The organism is Bradyrhizobium sp. USDA 4472 (assembly GCF_054058595.1).
Genome location: NZ_JBSSAM010000001.1, coordinates 4,987,976 through 5,007,957, shown reverse-complemented (window position 1 = coordinate 5,007,957; position 19,982 = coordinate 4,987,976). Strand labels below are relative to the sequence as shown.

Here is a 19,982-nt window from a genome sequence, read left to right as displayed (position 1 = left end):
ATCCAGACAGGAACCCGATCATGCGTGTCGGACTGGTGGTCGACCACCCCAAGCGCGATTTGCCGGGGGCCGTGCTGCTCGCCTATCAGCTCGCCTTGCGCGGCGCGTCCGTCGTCATCGTCCCGATGTACGAGCAGGCGGTCGACGTGCCCCGGCTCGGGCTCGATGCGCTCGTCGTCAACTATGCGCGCGACGCCAATCTCGACCTGATGCGCAACTTCGCCAAGGCCGGGCTTCCGCTTTACGTGCTCGACACCGAAGGCGGCGTGCTCGCCGACACCGGCGGCAATTCGCCGCCGGCGATGGCCGCCTATGTCCGCAGCAGCGGTTATGCCGAGATCCTGTCGGGCTACTTCTTCTGGGGCAGCCGGTTGTACGCGGCGTTCAACGATGCCGCCACCATGAAGCCGCAGCAACTGCATCTCACCGGCTGCCCGCGCTTCGACTTTGCCGCGCCGCGCTGGCGCGCGCTGCTCGACGGCGAGCCACGCGGCTATCTGCTGGTGAACGCCAATTTCCCGCTGGTCAATTCGCGCTTCAGCAACAAGCCGGGCGCCGAGCGCGACACTATGGTCCGCGCCGGCTGGGACGCGGATTATATCGACCGCTTCCTGGCCGACTTGAAGATGGTGTTCGCGAATTATCTCGAAGCCGTCCGCAAGCTCGCCTCAGCGCGGCCGGATCAAACGATCCTGATCCGGCCCCATCCCTTCGAGAGCGAGCAGGTTTACCGCGACGCGGTCGCCGGTCACGCCAACGTCGTCGTCGACGGCAGCGGCAGCGTGCTCGACCGCATTCGCAATGCCGCAGCCATCATCCATCTCAACTGCGGTACGGCGGTCGAGTCCGTGCTGCTGGGCAAGCTGCCGATCCAGCTGGAATACCTCAACACGCCGGTGACGGCAGGACACGCCTCGCTGCCGGCCCGCGTCAGCCGTGCGGTGGATTCCTTCGATGCGTTGCTGGCGGTGGTCGACGATATCGAGAGGGAAACCAGGGCCTTCGACTTCGCCCGCGTCCACGCCGAGAATGTCGAGGCGTTCTTCCACCGCAATGACGGCCTCGCGGCCGACCGCGTGGCCGAGGTTCTCACCAGCGAGCGCCCCAACCGACGCTACGTGTCACTCGCGAGCGCCCTCAACGGCGCCCGCTCGAATCCGAGCCTCGGACAGATCGCCAAGGGTGCTGCCAGCCTGGTACTGGGCTCCGCCGTGACGGAGAACCTGCGGGCCCGGGTCAATCCGGCCCGCCGCGACAAGCGCATCGCGCCCGCCGCCGTCGCGGGCCTGCTGGAGCGCATCGCGCGGCACGATCATGCCGCGTCGGTGCGCATCGTTGCGGCGCGGGCGCGCTGCGCGACTACGGGCTTGCCGCTCGCCAGCATCGCGGTCGAAAAACGACCGGGTGCAGCATGACCGCGCTTCCGACCGGCCTGGCGGCGCGCGCGGAACCCGCGCTGTCTTGCCGCCCTTCGTTGCGCGCAGAATCGCTCCATCGTGAAGGTTGTGAGCTGGGCCAAGTTGCGATATTGGCCCGCTTGTTCCGATGCGTGCGCCCCCGCACCGATTGAAACGCTCGCCCTCCCCACACAAAGCGCTCTCGCCACCGATGCAAGCCGGCAAGACAATCCTGATCACGACCCTCGCCGAATACCAGACCCGGTTCTGGATTCCGGTGGCGCAGCGCCTGCGCGCGGCCGGCAACGAGGTCGAACTGCTCGCCTTCGACGATCGCAGCGCCGAGATGTCGGAGGCCGCGGGCGTGCCGGTCACGAACATGTACCGCGAGGGTCAACGGACCGGCGCATCGAACGGCGACGCCAAGGCCTTCGATGCACGCATTGCAAGTTACGGCCTCGACGGCAGCAATCTCCTGTTCAGCCACGAGCGCTTCACCTTCGGCATCCGCGACACCGCCGCGTTGCGCCGCCGCTTCATGATCTACGCCAATGCCATGGAAGCGCTGCTCGACCGGCTTGAAGCAGAAGGCAAACGTGCGGTGCTGGTCCAGGAACTGGGCGGCTTCCTGTCGGTGATCTCGAGCTTCTATGCCGCCAAGCGCCGTGGCATACGAAACTGGTTCATCGAACCGTCGTTCTTCCGCGGACGGATGTATTTCACGCCGGACAGCCTCGCCGCGCCGCAGGTGATGGCTCGGCCTGCCGAAGCGGTTTCGCCTGAGGTGCGCGCCTATCTCGACGATACCCTCAAGCAGCAGGCCATCGTCATCCCGAAGAAGGACCAGCATCACTATTCGGCGGCCTTCAAGAAGGTCCTCAGTCTGCGCAACTCGCGCCGTCTTGCCGAAAAGCTCTGGGACCAGTTCGCGCTCGGCAAGCATCAGGAGTTCGGCCACAATCTGCGCCATGCCCGCGTGCACGCCGTGATGGCCGTCAACGCGACGCGGCTGAAGAAGGTGTACCGCCCGATTCCGGAAAACCGCTTCGTGTACTATCCCTTCCACGTGCCGGCCGACATGGCGCTGACGCTGCGCTCGCCTGACTATTTGGACCAGATCGCGACCGTCGACTTCCTGCTGCGGACGATTCCGGATTCGCATGTGCTGGTCGCGAAAGAGCATCCCGCCCAGATCGGCGCGATTGCGGCCGATCGCCTGCTCGAACTGGCGCGCCGCTTCGACAATTTCGTGCTGCTGCCGCCGCACACCAACAACTACACTGTGCTGAACCGCGCCGATGCAGTGATCTCCGTCAACAGCAAGTCCGGCGCCGAAGCGCTGCTGCTCGGCAAGCCGGTCGTGGTGATGGGCGATGCCTTCTACGGTTCGTGCCCGCTGATCACCACCGCCGACCGCCTGCGTGACGTGCCGGCACGCCTGCGCGAGGCGCTTGCCGCCGGGGCGTTCGATCCGGCTGCGACCGCGCCCTATTTCGAGGCGGCCTGGCGACGGTCGTATCCGGGCGAGCTCTATATCAGCGATCCCAAGCTGCTCGACACTTTCGCGGCCTCGCTGCGCAGCGCCGTCCTCGACACCGCGGCTGCGGACTGAACGGATCACGCGATGCCCCTCGTCTCCATCATCATGCCGTCCTGGAACGTCGAGCGCTTCATCGAGGAAACCATTCATTCGGTGCAGGCACAGACCTTCGACGACTGGGAATTGTTGATCACGGACGATTGCTCGACCGACCGGACGCCCGAGATCATCGCCGCCATCGGCACGCGCGACCCTCGGGTCAAGCTGATCCGGCAGGCGAAGAACGGCGGCCCCGCACTGGCGCGCCAGGCCTCGATCGACCAGGCTCAGGGCCGCTATCTCGCCTTCCTCGACAGCGACGATCTCTGGCTCCCCGCCAAGCTCGAACGCCAGCTCGCCTTCGCGCGCGAAAAGCGCGCCGCGCTCAGCTACACCGCGTTCCGCCGCATCGACGAGGCCAACACCATGTCCGGCCGGCTGATCGAGGTGCCGCCGCAGTTGAGCTATGACCAGCTGCTGAAAAACACCTCGATTGCGACGTTGACGGCTCTGGTCGACCGCGAGATTTCGGGGCCCGTCGCGATGACGGACGAGGGCTATGACGATTTCTGCCTGTGGCTCTCGATCCTCAGGCGCGGCCACCTCGCCCACGGCCTCAACGAGGATCTGGCGCGCTACCGCGTCAGGGGCTCCTCGGTCTCCAGCCGGCCGATGCGGTCAGCCAAATGGGTCTGGAACATCTACCGGAACGTCGAGAAGCTGCCGCTCGTCAAATCGGCCTGGTGCTTCGGCCATTGGGGCGCGCGCGCGTGGCTAAAGAGGCGGGAATTCTAGCCCCGGGCTGCCCATCCCGGGCGATCCGCGAGATTCAGGTATTAAAATACCTCATCCCCGCTGGCGACTTGGCTATTGGCTACTCCGGCCGTTGCCGATACCACTCTGGCGGCCCCATCGCACAAGGCCGTCCCGAGACTTAGTTGGAACCGATACATGCCGTTTGAAAGCTACAAGACGAGCCGCATCCTCGTGACCGGTGGCGCCGGCTTCATCGGTTCGCATCTGTGCGAGCGGCTGCTCGCGACCGGGGCCGAAGTTGTTTCGGCCGACAATTACTTCACGGGCAGCCGCCGCAACATCGCCCATCTGATCGCAAACCCGCTGTTCGAGGCTGTCAGGCACGACGTCACCTTCCCGCTCTACATCGAGGTCGACGCGATCTTCAACCTGGCCTGCCCGGCTTCCCCGATCCACTACCAGCGCGACCCCGTACAGACCACCAAGACGTCGGTGCACGGCGCGATCAACATGCTGGGTCTCGCCAAGCGGCTCAAGGCGCGAATCTTCCAGGCATCAACCAGCGAGGTCTACGGCGATCCCCTGATCCATCCCCAGACCGAGGATTATTGGGGCAACGTCAACCCGATCGGGATCCGCTCCTGCTACGACGAAGGCAAGCGCTGCGCCGAGACGCTGTTCTTCGACTATTGGCGCCAGCACGGCCTGCCAATCAAGGTGGCGCGCATCTTCAATACCTATGGTCCGCGCATGCAGCCCAATGATGGACGCGTGGTATCGTCCTTCATCGTCCAGGCCCTCAAGGGCGAGCCCATCACCGTGTTCGGCGACGGCGGCCAGACCCGTTCCTTCTGCTACGTCGACGATCTCGTCGAGGCCATCATGCGGTTGATGGCGACGGACGAGGACGTGACCGGCCCGATCAATCTCGGCAACAATTCCGAGTTCACCATCCGCGAGCTCGCCGAGAAAGTCATCAAGCTCACGGGCTCGCGCTCCAAGCTGGTGTTCAAGCCGCTGCCGCAGGACGACCCGCGTCAGCGCCAGCCCGACCTGGCCAAGGCGAAGGCGGCGCTGAACTGGCAGCCGAAGGTTGCACTCGAGGACGGCCTGAAGGAGACGATCGCTTATTTCAAGCATGCGCTTGAAATCGCCTGAGCCGGCTCGCTACGCCCATGACCGCAGCGCGCCGTCGGCCATGAAGGCAATGTCCGGCTTCACAGGAGATATCCGATCCCGGCTGGATTCGAAGAGTGCATTGACGATCCTGTTGCTGTTGCACAGCGCCGTCACCTGCCTGTCGCTGATCAAGGTCGCGACCGTCCAGTCCTACATCCATTTCAGCGACGAGCGTCTCTGGATCGCGGTCGCCGTCGCACTCGCCTTCTCCGTGGTATCGCTGCTGTTCGCCGTTGCGCGCTTCAGCTTCGGCTATTTCGCCGGGTTCTATTTCTACACGATGATCCTGGGCTTCCTCTGGATCGTCGTGTTCTCCGACTACAGCTACCCGCGTTTGCTCGCAGGGCTTTCGGCAGCATTGTCGCTCGTGCTGTTTCTGCTGCCCGCGCTGTTCACCCAGGCGCCATTTCGGCAAATCGTCACGCCGACGCGCGCCCAATTCGAGCATCTGCTCACCTTGATCCTGGTGGTCTCCATCGGCACCATCGTGGTCGCCTCGACCTACAATTTCCGCACGGTTTCGATCGCGCAGATCTACGACTACCGCGATTCACTCGAATTTCCGGGCGCGCTGCGATACCTGTTGGGCTGGGTCTCCAGCACATTGCTGCCCTTTGCGTTCGCCTGCTACTGGCTGCTTGGATATCGCTGGCGAGCGGCGCTGATCCTGGTCCTGCTTCTGCTGCTCTACCCCATCACCCTGACCAAATTCGCTTTCTTCACGCCGGTCTGGATCATCGGGTTAGCCGTCCTTTCTCGTATCTTCGCAGCGCGGACCTCGATACTTCTGACGCTTTTCCTTCCGATGCTCGCCGGCGTCATCCTGACATCGATCAGCTTGGCATCCGTCTATCATACCGCCTTCTATCCGATAGCGGACGCAGCCCGCATACGGATGTTCGACCTCATCAACATCAGGATGATCGCGACCCCATCCAGCGCGCTCGACATCTACAACCATTTCTTCGCCGGCCACCCGCTGACCTGGTTCTGTCAGATATCCGTCCTCAAGCCGCTGATGCACTGCCCCTACCAGGAGCCAATTGCCGTCGTGATGCAGAACACCTACGGCTTGGGTAACCTGAACGCCTCGTTGTTTGCGACCGAAGGCGTCGCTTCCGTCGGTCTCTGGCTCGCTCCCGTGAGCGCGCTGGCATCAGGCCTGGTGCTGGCGCTCGGCAACAGGGCCGCGGCGGGCCTGCCGCCCCGTTTCATCCTGATGTCGTCAGGCGTGCTGCCGCACATCCTGCTCAATGTGCCGCTCTCGGTCGCCCTGCTCACCCACGGCCTTATCCTGTTGTTCCTGCTCTGGTACGTGATGCCCCGCAGCCTGTTCGAACCGAAGCCGTGACGACATGCGCATCCTGATTCTCAACGCCGACTATCCGCGCTTTCTCTCCTGGCTCTACCGGCGTCATGCGGGGCTAGGGAACGCCGGCTACGGCGCGCAGATGACGGCCCGGAACGCCAGCATGTTCGGCGTTGCCGACTTTTATTCCCGCAACTTCGCCAGGCTCGGATACGTCGCGGCCGACATCCACGTCAACAATGTCTGGATGCAGGCGGCCTGGGCGCGCGAGCACGGCCTCGCGGTCACGCCGCCGCCGCCACCGGGCACGGTCGCGCGCGATGCCATTCCATCCTGGCTGCACCGCGCCGTCGCCCCGTTCAAACCGATGCTGAGACCGCTCGCGCGCAAGGTTGGCCTGAGCCCGCGCCTCGATGCGGAGGCGGAAAATGTCCTGTTGGCGCAGATCGAGGATTTCAAGCCCGATCTCGTGCTCAACCAGGATCTATTTCATATCGACACCCGTCTGGCGCGACGGATCAAGGGAATCGGCCGCCCGGTCATGATCGGCCAGGTGGGCATCTCGCCCTCGCACGGTGAGGATTGGTCGGTCTACGATCTCATGATCTCCCAGATGGTCCATGTGGTGGAGTTCTTCCGCAGGCACGGCGCGCGCGCCGAAGTGGTCCACCTCGCCTTCGAACCCGAGATCCTCGACGTCCTGCCGCCGCCGCCCTCGCAAAGCTTCGACGTCACCTTCGTCGGCGCCGTGTCGGCGGACCACCAGATCCGCGTCGCGCAGCTCGAGGCCGTGGCGCGTCGCTACGATCTGAAACTGTTCGGCAGCGGCCTGCACACCCTCCCTGCCTCCTCGCCCCTGCACCGCTGCTATCAGGGCGAAGTGTGGGGCGTGGAGATGTACCAGGCGCTGCGCGCCTCGCGCGTCACGCTCAATTCGCACATCGACATGGCGGGCCGCGAGGCCGGCAATGCCCGGCTGTTCGAGGCGACCGGCGTCGGCGCGTTCCTGCTCACCGACTTCAAGGACAACCTCCACACCCTGTTCTCCGAAAACGAGGTGGTGGCGTGGCGCAGTGTCGAGGACTGCCTTGCGATGATCGAGCGCTATCTCGCCGACGACGCGGCACGCCTGTCCATCGCCCGGGCGGGACAGGCCAGAACATTTGCCGCCCACACGTTTCGCAGCCGCGTCGAAGATATCCTGGCATTCGTCGCGTAAATCCAGGCGGCTACGTCCGCCTCGGTCGTATTTCCGCTCAACCCTTGACGGTCCCGGCCAAAATGGCCAAAGTGCCCGGCACTGACGCTATGTCACTCTAATTACAGCACTTTTTGTCGAGGCTCAGGATGGAACACGTCGAACATGTTCGATTCGGCGACCAGCTCTACGCGATCATCGTGCGCGCCTCGTTTCGCGAGCCGGGTATCCACTTCTTTTCGACGCCGGAATTGTCGCAACAGCTGGCCTTCATGAGCCATCCCAAGGGCAAGAGCATCGAGCCGCATCGCCACAACAAGGTGACGCGCGAGGTGCACTACACCCAGGAAGTATTGCTGATCCAGAAGGGCAAGCTCCAGGTCGACTTCTACACGACGGACGAAAACTACCTGGAGAGCCGCGTGCTCGGCGCGGGCGACATCATCCTGCTGTGCAGCGGCGCCCACGGCTTCCACGTGCTCGAGCCGCTCGAAATGTTCGAGATCAAGCAGGGCCCCTATTCCGGCGAGAACGACAAGACCCGGTTTCCCGAGGCCGCGCCCTCCGAAATCCGGATCAAGGGCCCCAATCCGTGACCGCGCCGTTCATTCCCGTCAACACGCCACTGCTCGACGGCAACGAAGCCGACTATCTCGCCGAATGCATTCGGACCGGCTGGATCTCGTCGGAGGGTCCCTTCATCAAGCGCTTCGAGCAGGCGATGGCGGAGGCCGCAGGGCGGCGCCACGGCATCGCGGTGACCAACGGCTCTGTCGCGCTCGACATCGCCGTCCATGCCCTCGGGATCGAGGAAGGCTCCGAGGTCATCATGCCGACCTTCACGATCATCAGCTGCGCCGCGGCGATCGTGCGCGCCGGCCTCGTTCCCGTCGGGGTCGACTGCGATGCTGCGACCTGGAACATGACGGCCGAGGGCGTGGAAGCTGCGATCACGCCGCGCACGCGCGCGATCATGCTGGTCCACATCTACGGCCTGCCGGTCGATCTCGAACCGATCCTGACGCTTGCCCGCAAGCACGATCTGAAGGTGATCGAGGACGCCGCCGAGATGCACGGCCAGACCTATCGCGGTGCACCCTGCGGCAGCTTCGGCGATGTCTCGACCTTCAGCTTTTATCCCAACAAGCACGTCACCACCGGTGAAGGCGGCATGATCCTCACCGACGACGACGCGCTCGCCGATCGGCTGCAAGGCTATCGCAACCTCTGCTTCCAGCCGCAGCAGCGCTTCGTGCACGAGGAGCTCGGCTGGAACGCGCGGATGACCAATTTGCAGGCCGCGCTCGGCGTCGCCCAGGTCGAGCGGTTGCCGCGCACGGTCGAGCTCAAGCGCCGGATCGGCCGGCTCTACGACGAGCACCTCGCCGGCATCGATCGCATCCGCCGCCCGGTCGCCCGCACCAACTACGCCGACAACATCTACTGGGTCTACGGCGTCGTGCTGAGCGAGGAGGTCCCGTTCGACGCCAGGGAGGCGATGCGCCGCCTCGGCGACAAGGGCATCGGCACGCGGCCGTTCTTCTGGTGCATGCACGAGCAGCCGGTGCTGCGCCGGATGGGGCTGATGCTCGATGAATCCCATCCGAATGCGGAAACCATCGCCCGGCGCGGTTTTTACCTGCCGAGCGGGCTTGCCCTGACCGACCACGAGATCGCGCGCTCCGCAGAGGCGCTGAAGGAGATTCTGTCGTGACCGACGACGCGATGGATCATCTCCGGAAGACCATGGCCCGCCCTCGGATCGCGAAGAGAAGCGTCCCATCATGAGACCGTTGCGACTTGCCGTCATGTTGGAGCAGGCGCTCGAGGTCGGCGGCGGATTCCAGCAGCCTCTGAACGACCTGCTATGGCTGCGCGACTGGGCTGCCGGCTCCGGCAACGAGATCGTGGTCTATTCGCCCTACCCGCGAACTCTGGAGATCGTCAGGGAGTTCGGGGTCGAGGCGCGCCTGCTGAAATTCGGCGTACTGGACTACGTCTTCCTGTTCCTGAAATATTGCCGGCCGTTCGACCTGGTCCAGATCGGGCTGGAGCTCCGGTCGGCTTTCGAGCGAGCCCTGATCCGCGACGGGATCGATGTCGTGCATTTCACCTCGACATCGAAACGCCATCTGCTGCTTTATCAACTGCCATTCATCATCACGATCTTCGACGGCTCGCATCGCGACACGCCCGAATTTCCGGAGGTCAGGACGTTTGGCGAATTTGAACGGCGTGAACTTCTGTTCGGCCTCGCGAGCATCAAGGCGGCGATGGTCATCATCAACACGCCGGAATTGACCGAGGCTCTCTATCGCCGCTACGGCATGGAGCGGGAGCGCGCGATCTGCATTCCGTTCTCGCCGTCGACCTATGTGAGCAAGTCCGTGCCCGATGCCGCCGCGGATGCGGCCGTGCTGGCAAAATACCGGCTTGAGCCGGGCTATCTGTTCTATCCGGCGCAATTCTGGCCGCACAAGAACCACATCACGCTGCTCGCCGCGCTCGCTTTGTTGCGCGAACGGGGCATCACCGAACGAGTGGTGCTGTGCGGCTCGGATCGCGGCGGTCGCGACAAGATCGTTGCGGCGATCAAGGCGTATGGACTGTCGGAGCAAGTCTCGATCATCGGTTTCGTCGAATCCTCCGAACTGGGCGCGTTGTACCGTGGCGCCGCGGCACTGGCGATGCCCAGCTTTTTTGGCCCGACCAACCTTCCGCCGCTCGAAGCATGGGCGGTGGGCACGCCCGTGATCTATCCCGAGGCCTTCAAGGTGCAGGCCGGAGACGCCGCGATCCTGTTCGACTATGACGACCCGAACTCGCTCGCGGACGCCATCGTCAATCTCCGCACCGAAGGCACGCGCGCGCGTCTGAGCGAGGCCGGTCACCGGCGGCTCGCACAATTTGCCGAGGAGACCAAGGCTGGCCAGGCGGAATTCGCCCGCCGTCTGGAACGGCTGAAGCACCGGTTGGCGCTGACGCCGCGTTAGTCTAGTCCACTCTACGCCGGAACCAGCGCCATCAGCCGCTCACGCACCGTCGTGCTCGCAAGCGGGCTTGCAAGCACGCCAAACACGATCAGCCAGGCCGCGCATTCGGCGAGGAAGTGTGCAAGCCCGCTCCCCGGCACGAGCGCGGTGATCGTCGTCCCGATCAGCCAGCCCGACGCCACGATGGCGACCGCCATGAGCAGCAGGAATGCAATGTGCCTGAATGGCCCATGCAGCGTCTGACGCATGATCACCAGGCCGAGCAGGCCGAACTGGATGAGGATGTCGCTCGCGACCACGGCAAACGCGGCACCGAGCGGTCCGAGCCGAGGGATCAGCGCGAACGACAGCGCCAGGAAGACGACGAGCTGGAGGCCCTTGGTCCGGATCAAAAGCTCACCGCGATTGCTGTGACTGGCAAAAACCAGCGCCAGCAGCGAGGGCGCGACCGCAGCCGAGCCGAGCAGCAGCGTCACCGCCAGCGGACCATCATAGGGAATGCTGCCATGGGTCCACAGCGCGAAGAAGTCGGGCCAGAACGGCAGCATGCCGGCAACGACCAGGCAGGCGAGCCCCGTCACGAAAACCGAACCATAGGCATAGTGGCGGCGCAGCCGCTCGTTGTCGCCGATCGCATAATCATGGCCGAGCTCGGCGCCGAACGGCAAAGTCAGCTGAAGACACAGCCCGCGCACCAGGCTCGCGATCACGCGTGTCAGCCCCCATTGCGCCACCGCGACGCGGTCGGCGACGAGCGCGGAGACGAGCAGGACCGGAACGTTGACGAGCGCGAGCTCGGTGAAGCTGGCGACTGCAAAGGGCAGCGCACGGCCGAGCTGACCAATGCCCCAGCGCCACGACGGCGCGACGTGACCCGGCTTCGCGGTCCGCCGGAGGAACGGAAACAGACGCGGCGCATCGAAGGCGACGACGAAGATCGTGAACAGCAGCTGCATCGACACGAAGGCGATCGCCACCGCGAGCAGGCTTCCGAACATGAATAGCGCGACAAGCTGCGCGAGCTGGCCGAGCAGCAGGGCGGCGTTTTGCAGCCAGACGATGCGACCATACTGCCCGCGCACACGATACAGGCCGGAGGCGAGGTTGGCGGGCAAGCCCAGGATCATGCCCAGCGTCATCACCAGCATCGCGGCATCGAAGGTCGGCGTCGCCTGAAAACCGAGCACCACGGAAGGTGGCGCGAGACGGACGGCCGCGCACAGGAGCACGCCGAGACCTGCGACGAGGGTGAGATAGATCCGCAGCGTGGCCCGATAGAAATACGCGGTGCGCCCGTCGGCGGCGGCACAGGACCTGAAGCCGAGAAACCGGTTGATCGCACGAAGCTGCAACCCCGCATCCGCCACGACCACGAGCCCGCCTGCGGCATAGATGGCGAGCCACGCCGCGAGCACGTCCCCGCTCCAGACATGCAGGAAAGCCGGGATCAACAGCAATTGCTGCGTCAGCCCCAGCCCCATCTGGATAAGATTTGCAGACCAGCCCCAGACAAGGCGACGCAGGCGGCCACCGCCTGGCCCGACAGTCTCTCCTGTGTTGCCTGCCACATCACTCTGCGCGTCGGTCAAACCCAGAACCTTCCTGGCCCAAGAGCCGTTGATCCTGGTACGACAAGCTCAAAGACCATCCGCCACCGGCGCCGCGGAAGCACCAAGCCGGCAAACTAGTTCCGATGCCCTGTGCCTTCAACCCCGATCAAATCAAAACGGGAAATTTGAAACCTCTTTCCCGGGGAGATAGGCGGCAGGATTCCGGCCTCTCGCCGGCACCGCTCGGTAGTGATTGCGTCGACTTCCAACAAAAGGACGCAGCCGGCTCGGCCAGAAGGGCCGGATCGCGCAGACGACGCAGCCGGCCGTGTTGGAACTATTGGATCAGGTCATGGCTAGCCAATAGATGGGCCAAGACAACATTGACCTGCGTCGCCGGAGTTGTTTGAGGTGCCGGTGCCGTAGCAACGCCCGTCGCTCCATCGCCGTTGAGATCCTGATGGAAGCTGGGCTCGAGGGACTCCAGCGCGTAGCTTGCGCCCGACACGATCCCGCCAGTTGCATTGCCGACCACATTGCCGCTGCTGTCGGTCGTCCAGACGGTGTACTGATCGGCGGTCAGCGAATGCAGTGCCGCCTCATAGCCGCCGGAGGTCTGCTCGGCGCCGATAACCGTCCAGCCATTCAACGATGCCGCTGACAACGGGCTGCCGCCGTACTTCAATTCCGGCCCGGTGCCGCCCGAAACAGGATTGAAGAAGAAGTTGTCGCCAAGCTTCACCAGGCTGGTCGAACCATACGACTCGATCACCGTGCTGGGCGCGCCGGTCTGGCCATCGCCATTGAGGTCCTGGTGAAAACTGGGCTCGAGCGACTCCAGCGCGTAGCTTGCGCCCGACACGATCCCGCCAGTTGCATTGCCGACCACATTGCCGCTGCTGTCGGTCGTCCAGACCGTGTACTGATCGGCGCTCAGCGAATGCAGCGCCACCTCATAGCCGCCGGAGGTCTGCTCGGCGCCGATAACCGTCCAGCCGTTCAACGATGCGGCTGACAACGGGCTGGCGCCATACTTCAATTCCGGCCCGGTGCCGCCCGAAACAGGATTGAGGAAGAAGTTGTCGCCGAGTTTCACGAGGCTGGTCGAACCATACGACTCGATCACCGTGCTGGGCACGCCGGTCTGCCCATCGCCATTGAGGTCCTGGTGAAAACTCGGCTCGAGCGACTCCAGCGCGTAGCTTGCGCCCGACACGACCCCGCCGGTCCCATTGCCGACCACATTGCCGCCGCTATCGGTCGTCCAGACCGTGTACTGATCGGCGCTCAGCGAATGCAGCGCCACCTCATAGCCGCCGGAAGTCTGCTCGGCGCCGATAACCGCCCAGCCATTCAGCGATGCCGCTGACAACGGGCTGGGGCCAAACTTCAATTCCGGCCCGGTGCCGCCCGAGACAGGATTGAGGAAGAAGTTGTCGCCGAGTTTCACGAGGCTGGTCGAACCATACGACTCGATCACCGTGCTGGGCGCGCCGGTCTGCCCATCGCCATTGAGGTCCTGATGGAAGCTGGGCTCGAGCGACTCCAGCGCGTAGCTCGTGCCCGACACGACCCCGCCAGTCCCATTGCCGACCACATTGCCGCTGCCGTCGGTCGTCCAGACCGTGTACTGATCAGCGGTCAGCGAATGCAGTGCCACCTCATAGCCGCCGGAGGTCTGCTCGGCGCCGATAACCGCCCAGCCATTCAACGATGCGGCTGACAACGGGCTGGGGCCAAACTTCAATTCCGGCCCGGTGCCGCCCGACACAGGATTGAGGAAGAAATTGTCGCCGAGTTTCACGAGGCTGGTCGAACCATACGACTCGATCACCGTGCTGGACGCACCGATCTGCCCATCGCCATTGAGGTCCTGGTGAAAGCTAGGCTCGAGCGACTCCAGCGCGTAGCTTGCGCCCGACACGATCCCGCCGGTTGCATTGCCGACCACATTGCCGCTGCTGTCGGTCGTCCAGACCGTGTACTGATCGGCGCTCAGCGAATGCAGCGCCACCTCATAGCCGCCGGAAGTCTGCTCGGCGCCGATGACCGTCCAGCCATTCAACGATGCGGCTGACAACGGGCTGCCGCCGTACTTCAACTCCGGCCCGGTCCCCCCGGCAACGGGATCGAGGTAATAGTAGTTTCCGATCTGCACCACACTCGTCGAGCCGAACGACTCGATCACGATCGGATTGTTGATGGCGAGGTGAAATCCGAGAGCATCCAGCTGCTTCAGGTCGACCGATGTCAGCCCTTGAGTGGTGCTGCCGCTGTAGTACTCGTTGAAGGGATCGTTCGGCCCCTGCACGCCGCTGTTCAGGAAGTCGCTCGGGTCGGAGCTTTGGCCGTAATCCGCGATCTTGGTCGCGCCGTTGTCGAGTGAGAAATACGCCGCCGGCGCGGTGGCGCCGCCCTGGAAAAGGCGGACGTTCTGGCTTGTGAAACGGAAGAAATCAAACACGTCGGGCGCCGAGCCATAGGGCACGCGGCCCATGGCGTGGGTCAGTTCATGCAGCGCGACACCGACTAATTGATTTGGATTGATGTCGGTTGAGAAATACGCGCTGGCGTCGTCGGTCGTTGTGTCGTTGGCACCAATGACACCCCAAAGCTTCAGCTGCGCATTCCAGGCCGCGACGTTGGTTTGTCCCTGGATCGCAGTCCCGCTCGGGAGGCTGTTAAAGGTGGTGTCGCCTGAGCTGGCGTGGTTCACCAGCTGCGAGTGGACCCACGAATAATTCTCGTAGAAGCCGCTGTCGGGTCCGGCCGCTGCACCACCGCCTGTGCCACTGTAGTCGATATTGATGTTAACGGTGATCTTGTCGGTAATGTTGGCCGCCAGGATCGCGACCGCCTGCTGCAGGCCGTCCTTGAAGCTCGCCGGCGCAGCCTGCGCAGCGGCATCGAGAATGAGATTGATTGTGATGCCGCCAGTGGTGACCGACACGACCGAGCCGGGCGTCGTCCCTCCAGATCCCGAGCCTGCCGAACCCGCCGGGATGTAACTTCCCTGAATGCTATTACCAACGACCGTGTAGAATGGATCGTCGGAGACCAGATCTTCATTCAGGGTAGGGTCCGATCTCAACGGCTATCTCTCGACTAGAGTTCAGCTCCGAGGGGAGGGCAAAGTGAAGCTGAACGCTTGCCCCAAAGTTACCACACCATTAGACCCGAACGTTCAACGCTACCAAGTTAATTTTCCGTTTCTCGGGGCAAAGCAGTTGACAAAACAGCATACCGGCGACGCGACGGGCTGCGCCGACCTGTTCCAGGCCAGCGCCTACGGCCGGCGCAATTTCGGCCCGGCCCATATCGCGGGCGCTCGCCTATGGCTGGCACGACGTCACCACCAACCGCACGCAGCTGGACGTGAGCGCGATCACGAGCACAAGGTGGGTTCCGCGAGATATTCTCCGGTCGGTGCATTGGCGCGGCAGTCGACGCTTGCCGCACGATCTTTCGGCACTATGGTAGCCCCGCAAGTTGTTCCCGGAGCCATTCAAGATGCCCTTTCCGCATGCCTCGGAAGCCCTGTCGCGCTTCACCGTGCTCGATCTGACCCGAGTCCGCTCCGGGCCGACCTGCGTGCGGCAACTCGCCGACTGGGGCGCCACGGTGATCAAGATCGACGCGTTGACCGAGGATTCCGGCGGCGAGCAACCGGGCGGCCCGCGGCGCGGGGCGGACTTCCAGAATTTGCACCGCAACAAGCGGGCGATGACGCTGAACCTGAAGGACGAGCGCGGGCTTGCCGTGTTCAAGCGCCTCGCCGCCAAGGCCGACGTCGTGGTCGAGAACTTCCGCCCCGACGTGAAGAAGAAGCTCGGCATCGATTATGAGAGCGTCGCAGCGATCAACCCGCGCATCGTCTATGGCAGCATCTCCGGCTTCGGCCAGGACGGCCCCTATCACAAGCGCCCGGGCTTCGATCAGATCGCGCAAGGCATGGGCGGACTGATGTCGATCACCGGCGCGCCGGGTCAAGGCCCGATGCGGGTCGGCATCCCCGTCGCCGACCTCACCGCGGGGCTGTTCTGCGCCATCGGCATCCTCACCGCGTTGCTCGAGCGCGAGGTCTCCGGCAAGGGCCAGTGGGTGCAGACCTCACTGCTCCAGGCCCAGATCTTCATGCTCGACTTCCAGGCAGCGCGCTGGCTGATGGATAAGGAAGTCGCCAAACAGGCCGGCAACAACCATCCGACCAGCATTCCGACGGGCGTGTTCAAGACCTCGGACGGCTACATCAACATCGCAACCACGGGCGGACGGATCTGGGAGCGCTGCGCGCAGGCGATCGGCGCGCCGGAACTCTACGATCATCCCGACTACGCGACGGCCCCTGCCCGCTCCAAGAACCGCGACGCGCTCAACGCCGAGATCGAGAAGCGCACGGTGACGAAGCCGACCGAGACCTGGGTGCGCGAGCTCAACGAAGCCGGCGTGCCCTGCGGCCCGATCTATGCCATCGACCAGATGTTCGACGACGCGCAGGTCAAGCATCTCGGCATCGCGCAGGACGTGCCCAATGACGAGGACCGCCACATCCGCCTGGTGGGCCAGCCCGTGACACTGTCGCGCACGCCGAGCCGGATGGTGGCACGCCCGCCGGAATTCGGCGAGCAGACCGACGAGGTGCTGAAGGAATTCGGCTTCGGCGGCGACGAGATCGCACAGCTCAGAGCCGCCAAGGTGGTTTGAGCATCTCGCTTGAGATAGCCCACGAAAAAGCCCGGCGCTCACGCCGCAAAGCGTCAGCGCGTTGTCGCTCTGGTCCGTTGCGTCAACCCGATCCGGGCGACCAGCCCACCGATCGCCGGCCAGAATAACAGGACGATCGCCAGCGTCGTAATCGAGCCAACGAGAGCGTTTGACCAGAACACCTTGAGATCACCGCCGGAGCCGATCATCGACAGGCGGAACGCATCCTCGGCGCGGTTGCCGAGCACGAGTGCAAGCGTGAACGGCGCCAAGGGAATGCCGATCTTCTTGAAGACGTAGCCGACGATACCGAAGCCGAGCATCAGCCAGATGTCGAACATCGCGTTCTGGATCGCATAGGCCCCGATCGCGCAGGACACCACGATCATCGGCGCCACTGCGGCGAACGGCACACGCAGGATCGAGGCGAAGATCGGCACCGTCGTCAACACCAGCACGAGACCGACGACATTGCCGAGATACATCGAGGCGATCAGGCCCCAGACGAAATCCTTGTGCTCGACGAACAGCAATGGCCCCGGATTGAGGCCCCACACCATCAACCCGCCGAGCAGGATCGCAGCGGTGCCGGAGCCCGGAATGCCGAGCGCCAGCATCGGCAACAGCGCCGAAGTGCCGGAAGCGTGCGCCGCGGTTTCGGGTGCGAACACGCCCTCGATACGGCCCTTGCCAAAACTCTCGGGATCCTTGGCGAAGCGTTTCGCCAGATTGTAGCCCATGAAGGACGCCGCGATCGCGCCGCCGGGGGTGATGCCGAGCCAGCAGCCGATGAAGGAGGAACGCAGCAACGTCACCCAGTATTTCGGCAAGTCCTTCCACACACCAAGCACGACCCGGAGCGAAATGCTGGCGGCGTGGCCGCGCAGCGCCAGCCGCTCCTCCATGGTCAGCAGGATCTCGCTGATGCCGAACAGGCCGATCACGGCGACGAGGAAGTTGATGCCGCGCAAGAGCTCCGACGAGCCGAACGTCATACGCAGCTGGCCCGAGACCGTATCCATGCCGATGCCGGCGAGCAGAAGCCCGAGCGACATCGAGATGACGGTCTTGTGCTTGGCCTCGCGCCCGAGGCCGACAAAGGAGCAGAAGGTCAAAAGATACACCGCGAAGAACTCGGGCGGGCCGAACTTCAGCGCAAACGACGAGATCATCGGCGCGAGGAAGGTGATGAGAAGCACCGCAACCAGCGAGCCGATGAAGGAGGAGGTGAACGCCGCGGTCAGCGCCTCGGCCGCCCTGCCCTGCTGCGCCATCGGATAGCCGTCGAAGGTGGTGGCGACCGACCAGGCCTCGCCCGGGATGTTGAACAGGATCGAGGTGATGGCGCCGCCGAACAGCGCGCCCCAATAGATGCAGGACAACATCACGATCGCCGAGGTCGGATCCATCGTGAAGGTGAGCGGCAGCAGAATGGCGACGCCGTTGGGGCCGCCGAGCCCGGGCAGCACGCCGACGAAGATGCCGAGCACCAGCCCGACCATCATCAGCACGAGCGTTTTCCACGCCAGCAGGACGGCAAAGCCATGAAGCAGGAGACCGAAAGCTTCCATCGCGGGTCCGCCTAGTAGCCGAACGCCGCTTCGAGCGGCCCTTTCGGCATGATGACGTCGAAGGCGATGTCGAAGGTGACGAACATGATCGCCGTGAACAGGAAAGCCGTGAGCAGCGATTTCCACATCGCGATCTTGCCGACGAGGCGCATGAAGCCCGCAATCAGCAGGAAGCTCGCGACATAAAGGCCCAGGAACTGCGTCACGACGCAGAACAGCAGCGTCGGCACGAATACCGCCATGACGCGGCGCGCCTGCGCGCGCGTGACGAAGGTCTCGCTTGCCCCGCGGCGCGCGAGGAACGCGGCGATCAGGCCGTAGAGGCTGCCACCGCCGAGAATGAGGGAGAGATAGAACGGGAAATAGCCGGGCTCGGGCCCGGTCGAATCCCAGGACGCACCGGTGCGCCAATTGTCATAGCCGAGGATGGCGGCGAGCGCGAGCAGCAGGATACAGGTGATGATTTCGACCGTGCCCGAGCTCGCGACGGACGGCGAATTTTCTTCGGGCGCGGCCGGATCGTCGACGACGATTTCGAGATCGGTTTGGGACATGCTTTGTCAGGGACGGAGTGCGGCCAATTCTCCCTCTCCCCGTAAGAACGGGGAGAGGGAGAAGAAAGAAGAGCAGTTACTTCGCGACGAAACCGGCTTCCGTCATCAGCGACTTGTTGGTAGCGTCGTCCTCCTCGAGGAATTGCACCATGTCCTTGCCGGTGAGGAAGATCGGCTTCAGCGCCTGCTTTTCCATGTAGTCCTTGTACTCGGCCGTCTGCGTCACCTTGTGGAACAGCTCGACATAGAAGGCCTGCTGCTCCGGCGTGACCTTGCCGGGCAGGAACATCGCGCGCAGCATCAGATACTGGACGTCGACGCCCTCTTCCTTGCAGGTGGGGATGTCCGCCCAGGACTGCGTGTCCGTGACCTTAGCTGTGTAGGAGATGCGCTCCTTGTCGAACACGCACAGCGGACGCACCTGGCCGGCGCGCCAGACTTCCAGATTTTCGCTCGGGTTGTTGACGTTGGACTCGATGTGGTTGCCGACCAGCTGGGTCGCGGCCTCGCCGCCGGACTTGTAGGGCAGATAGGAGAACTTTGCGCCGGTCTTCTGCTCGAGGAAAACGGTCAACACGTGGTCCTCGCGCTTGGAGCCGGTGCCGCCCATCTTGAACGGCGAGCTCGCCGCCTTCGCGGCCTCGACGAATTCCTTCACCGTCTTCGGGCCGGCACTGTTGTCCCACAGCACGAACTGGTCGAGCGCGATCACCGAGACCGGGGTCAGCTCGCGCCAGTTGAACGGAATCTTGGCCGAGAGCGGCAGCATGTAGATCAACGAATAGGCGATCAGCACCTTGTTCGGATCGCCCTCGCTCGACTTCATGTACATCAGCGCTTCAGCGCCGGACGCACCGCCCTTGAGCGAGACCACCATGGGCTGCTTCATCAGATTGTTCTTCTGAATCGCGGCCTGCATCATCCGCGCCATCTGGTCGGAAGCGCCGCCCGCACCCGCCGCCACCACGATCTCGACGGGTTTGGTCGGTTCCCAGCCGGCAAGTGCCGGCGCAACCCAAAGAGCGGCCGCCACGGTCATTGCGGCCTTCATTCCATGTCCCACGCGTGTCTTCTCCAGATTATTCTCTATGTTCTTGTTCGGATTGGCAATTCGCGGAAGCGAAAGTCGAACTGCATTGTGCTGGCGAACGCCGGCCGGTTCAAGCCGCCCGGCGACGCACCGCTTATGACT

The 19,982-nt window shown here is 63.9% G+C and carries 15 protein-coding genes; 10 read left to right on the top strand and 5 right to left on the bottom strand.

Translation table 11 applies throughout. The features are described 5' to 3' along the window. Window positions 1–20: 20 nt before the first annotated feature. The 9 genes from ACVWZ4_RS23305 to ACVWZ4_RS23265 all read left to right on the top strand — a co-directional run bounded on the left by ACVWZ4_RS23305 (window position 21) and on the right by ACVWZ4_RS23265 (window position 10,411). The gene (locus ACVWZ4_RS23305; protein WP_456790351.1) at window positions 21–1,415 is read left to right on the top strand and encodes a surface carbohydrate biosynthesis protein; all 1,395 of its coding nucleotides are present in this window, start codon (window positions 21–23) and stop codon (window positions 1,413–1,415) included. A gap of 193 nt (window positions 1,416–1,608) precedes the next feature. Then, entirely contained in the window at window positions 1,609–3,009 is a 1,401-nt protein-coding gene (locus ACVWZ4_RS23300) for a capsular polysaccharide export protein, LipB/KpsS family (protein ID WP_456790350.1), read from the top strand. Window positions 3,010–3,021: 12 nt separating this feature from the next. Continuing rightward, on the top strand, window positions 3,022–3,771 hold the full coding sequence (locus ACVWZ4_RS23295; RefSeq protein ID WP_456738757.1) for a glycosyltransferase family 2 protein: 750 nt from the start codon (window positions 3,022–3,024) through the stop codon (window positions 3,769–3,771). A 156-nt stretch (window positions 3,772–3,927) separates the two neighbouring features. Continuing rightward, the gene (locus ACVWZ4_RS23290; RefSeq protein WP_456738758.1) at window positions 3,928–4,890 is read left to right on the top strand and encodes a UDP-glucuronic acid decarboxylase family protein; all 963 of its coding nucleotides are present in this window, start codon (window positions 3,928–3,930) and stop codon (window positions 4,888–4,890) included. A 40-nt stretch (window positions 4,891–4,930) separates the two neighbouring features. Next, window positions 4,931–6,262: a hypothetical protein gene (locus tag ACVWZ4_RS23285; RefSeq protein WP_456739076.1), complete on the top strand. Its 1,332-nt coding sequence runs from the start codon at window positions 4,931–4,933 to the stop codon at window positions 6,260–6,262. Window positions 6,263–6,266: 4 nt separating this feature from the next. Then, the gene (locus tag ACVWZ4_RS23280) at window positions 6,267–7,439 is read left to right on the top strand and encodes a CgeB family protein (RefSeq protein ID WP_456790349.1); all 1,173 of its coding nucleotides are present in this window, start codon (window positions 6,267–6,269) and stop codon (window positions 7,437–7,439) included. Between the two features lie 128 nt (window positions 7,440–7,567). Further along, the gene (locus ACVWZ4_RS23275) at window positions 7,568–8,014 is read left to right on the top strand and encodes a hypothetical protein (RefSeq protein WP_456790348.1); all 447 of its coding nucleotides are present in this window, start codon (window positions 7,568–7,570) and stop codon (window positions 8,012–8,014) included. Then, window positions 8,011–9,132, top strand: a complete 1,122-nt coding sequence (locus ACVWZ4_RS23270; RefSeq protein ID WP_456790347.1) for a DegT/DnrJ/EryC1/StrS family aminotransferase — start codon at window positions 8,011–8,013, stop codon at window positions 9,130–9,132. Before ACVWZ4_RS23275 ends, ACVWZ4_RS23270 begins: the two co-directional genes overlap by 4 nt. Window positions 9,133–9,202: 70 nt before the next feature. Then, window positions 9,203–10,411, top strand: coding sequence for a glycosyltransferase (locus tag ACVWZ4_RS23265; RefSeq protein WP_456790345.1), 1,209 nt, complete (start codon window positions 9,203–9,205; stop codon window positions 10,409–10,411). Between the two features lie 11 nt (window positions 10,412–10,422). Here the strand turns inward: ACVWZ4_RS23265 and ACVWZ4_RS23260 are convergent, their stop codons facing one another. Beyond that, window positions 10,423–12,000, bottom strand: coding sequence for a lipopolysaccharide biosynthesis protein (locus ACVWZ4_RS23260; protein ID WP_456790344.1), 1,578 nt, complete (start codon window positions 11,998–12,000; stop codon window positions 10,423–10,425). A gap of 298 nt (window positions 12,001–12,298) precedes the next feature. Further along, window positions 12,299–15,052 carry an NF038122 family metalloprotease gene (locus ACVWZ4_RS23255; RefSeq protein WP_456790343.1) on the bottom strand — a complete coding sequence of 918 codons (2,754 nt, stop codon included), beginning with the start codon at window positions 15,050–15,052 and terminating at the stop codon, window positions 12,299–12,301. A 419-nt stretch (window positions 15,053–15,471) separates the two neighbouring features. On the opposite strand from ACVWZ4_RS23255, the gene ACVWZ4_RS23250 reads away from it, so the two are divergent. Continuing rightward, window positions 15,472–16,665, top strand: coding sequence for a CaiB/BaiF CoA transferase family protein (locus tag ACVWZ4_RS23250; protein WP_456790342.1), 1,194 nt, complete (start codon window positions 15,472–15,474; stop codon window positions 16,663–16,665). 53 nt (window positions 16,666–16,718) lie between these two features. Here ACVWZ4_RS23250 and ACVWZ4_RS23245 read toward each other — a convergent pair whose 3' ends face one another. From ACVWZ4_RS23245 to ACVWZ4_RS23235, 3 genes are all read right to left on the bottom strand, one after another. Beyond that, window positions 16,719–18,236 (bottom strand): tripartite tricarboxylate transporter permease, encoded by a 1,518-nt coding sequence (locus ACVWZ4_RS23245; RefSeq protein WP_456790341.1) that lies wholly within the window; start codon window positions 18,234–18,236, stop codon window positions 16,719–16,721. Window positions 18,237–18,247: 11 nt separating this feature from the next. Beyond that, window positions 18,248–18,790: a tripartite tricarboxylate transporter TctB family protein gene (locus ACVWZ4_RS23240; RefSeq protein ID WP_456704703.1), complete on the bottom strand. Its 543-nt coding sequence runs from the start codon at window positions 18,788–18,790 to the stop codon at window positions 18,248–18,250. Window positions 18,791–18,866: 76 nt separating this feature from the next. Beyond that, window positions 18,867–19,841: a Bug family tripartite tricarboxylate transporter substrate binding protein gene (locus tag ACVWZ4_RS23235; RefSeq protein WP_456735793.1), complete on the bottom strand. Its 975-nt coding sequence runs from the start codon at window positions 19,839–19,841 to the stop codon at window positions 18,867–18,869. Between the last annotated feature and the right edge of the window lie 141 nt (window positions 19,842–19,982).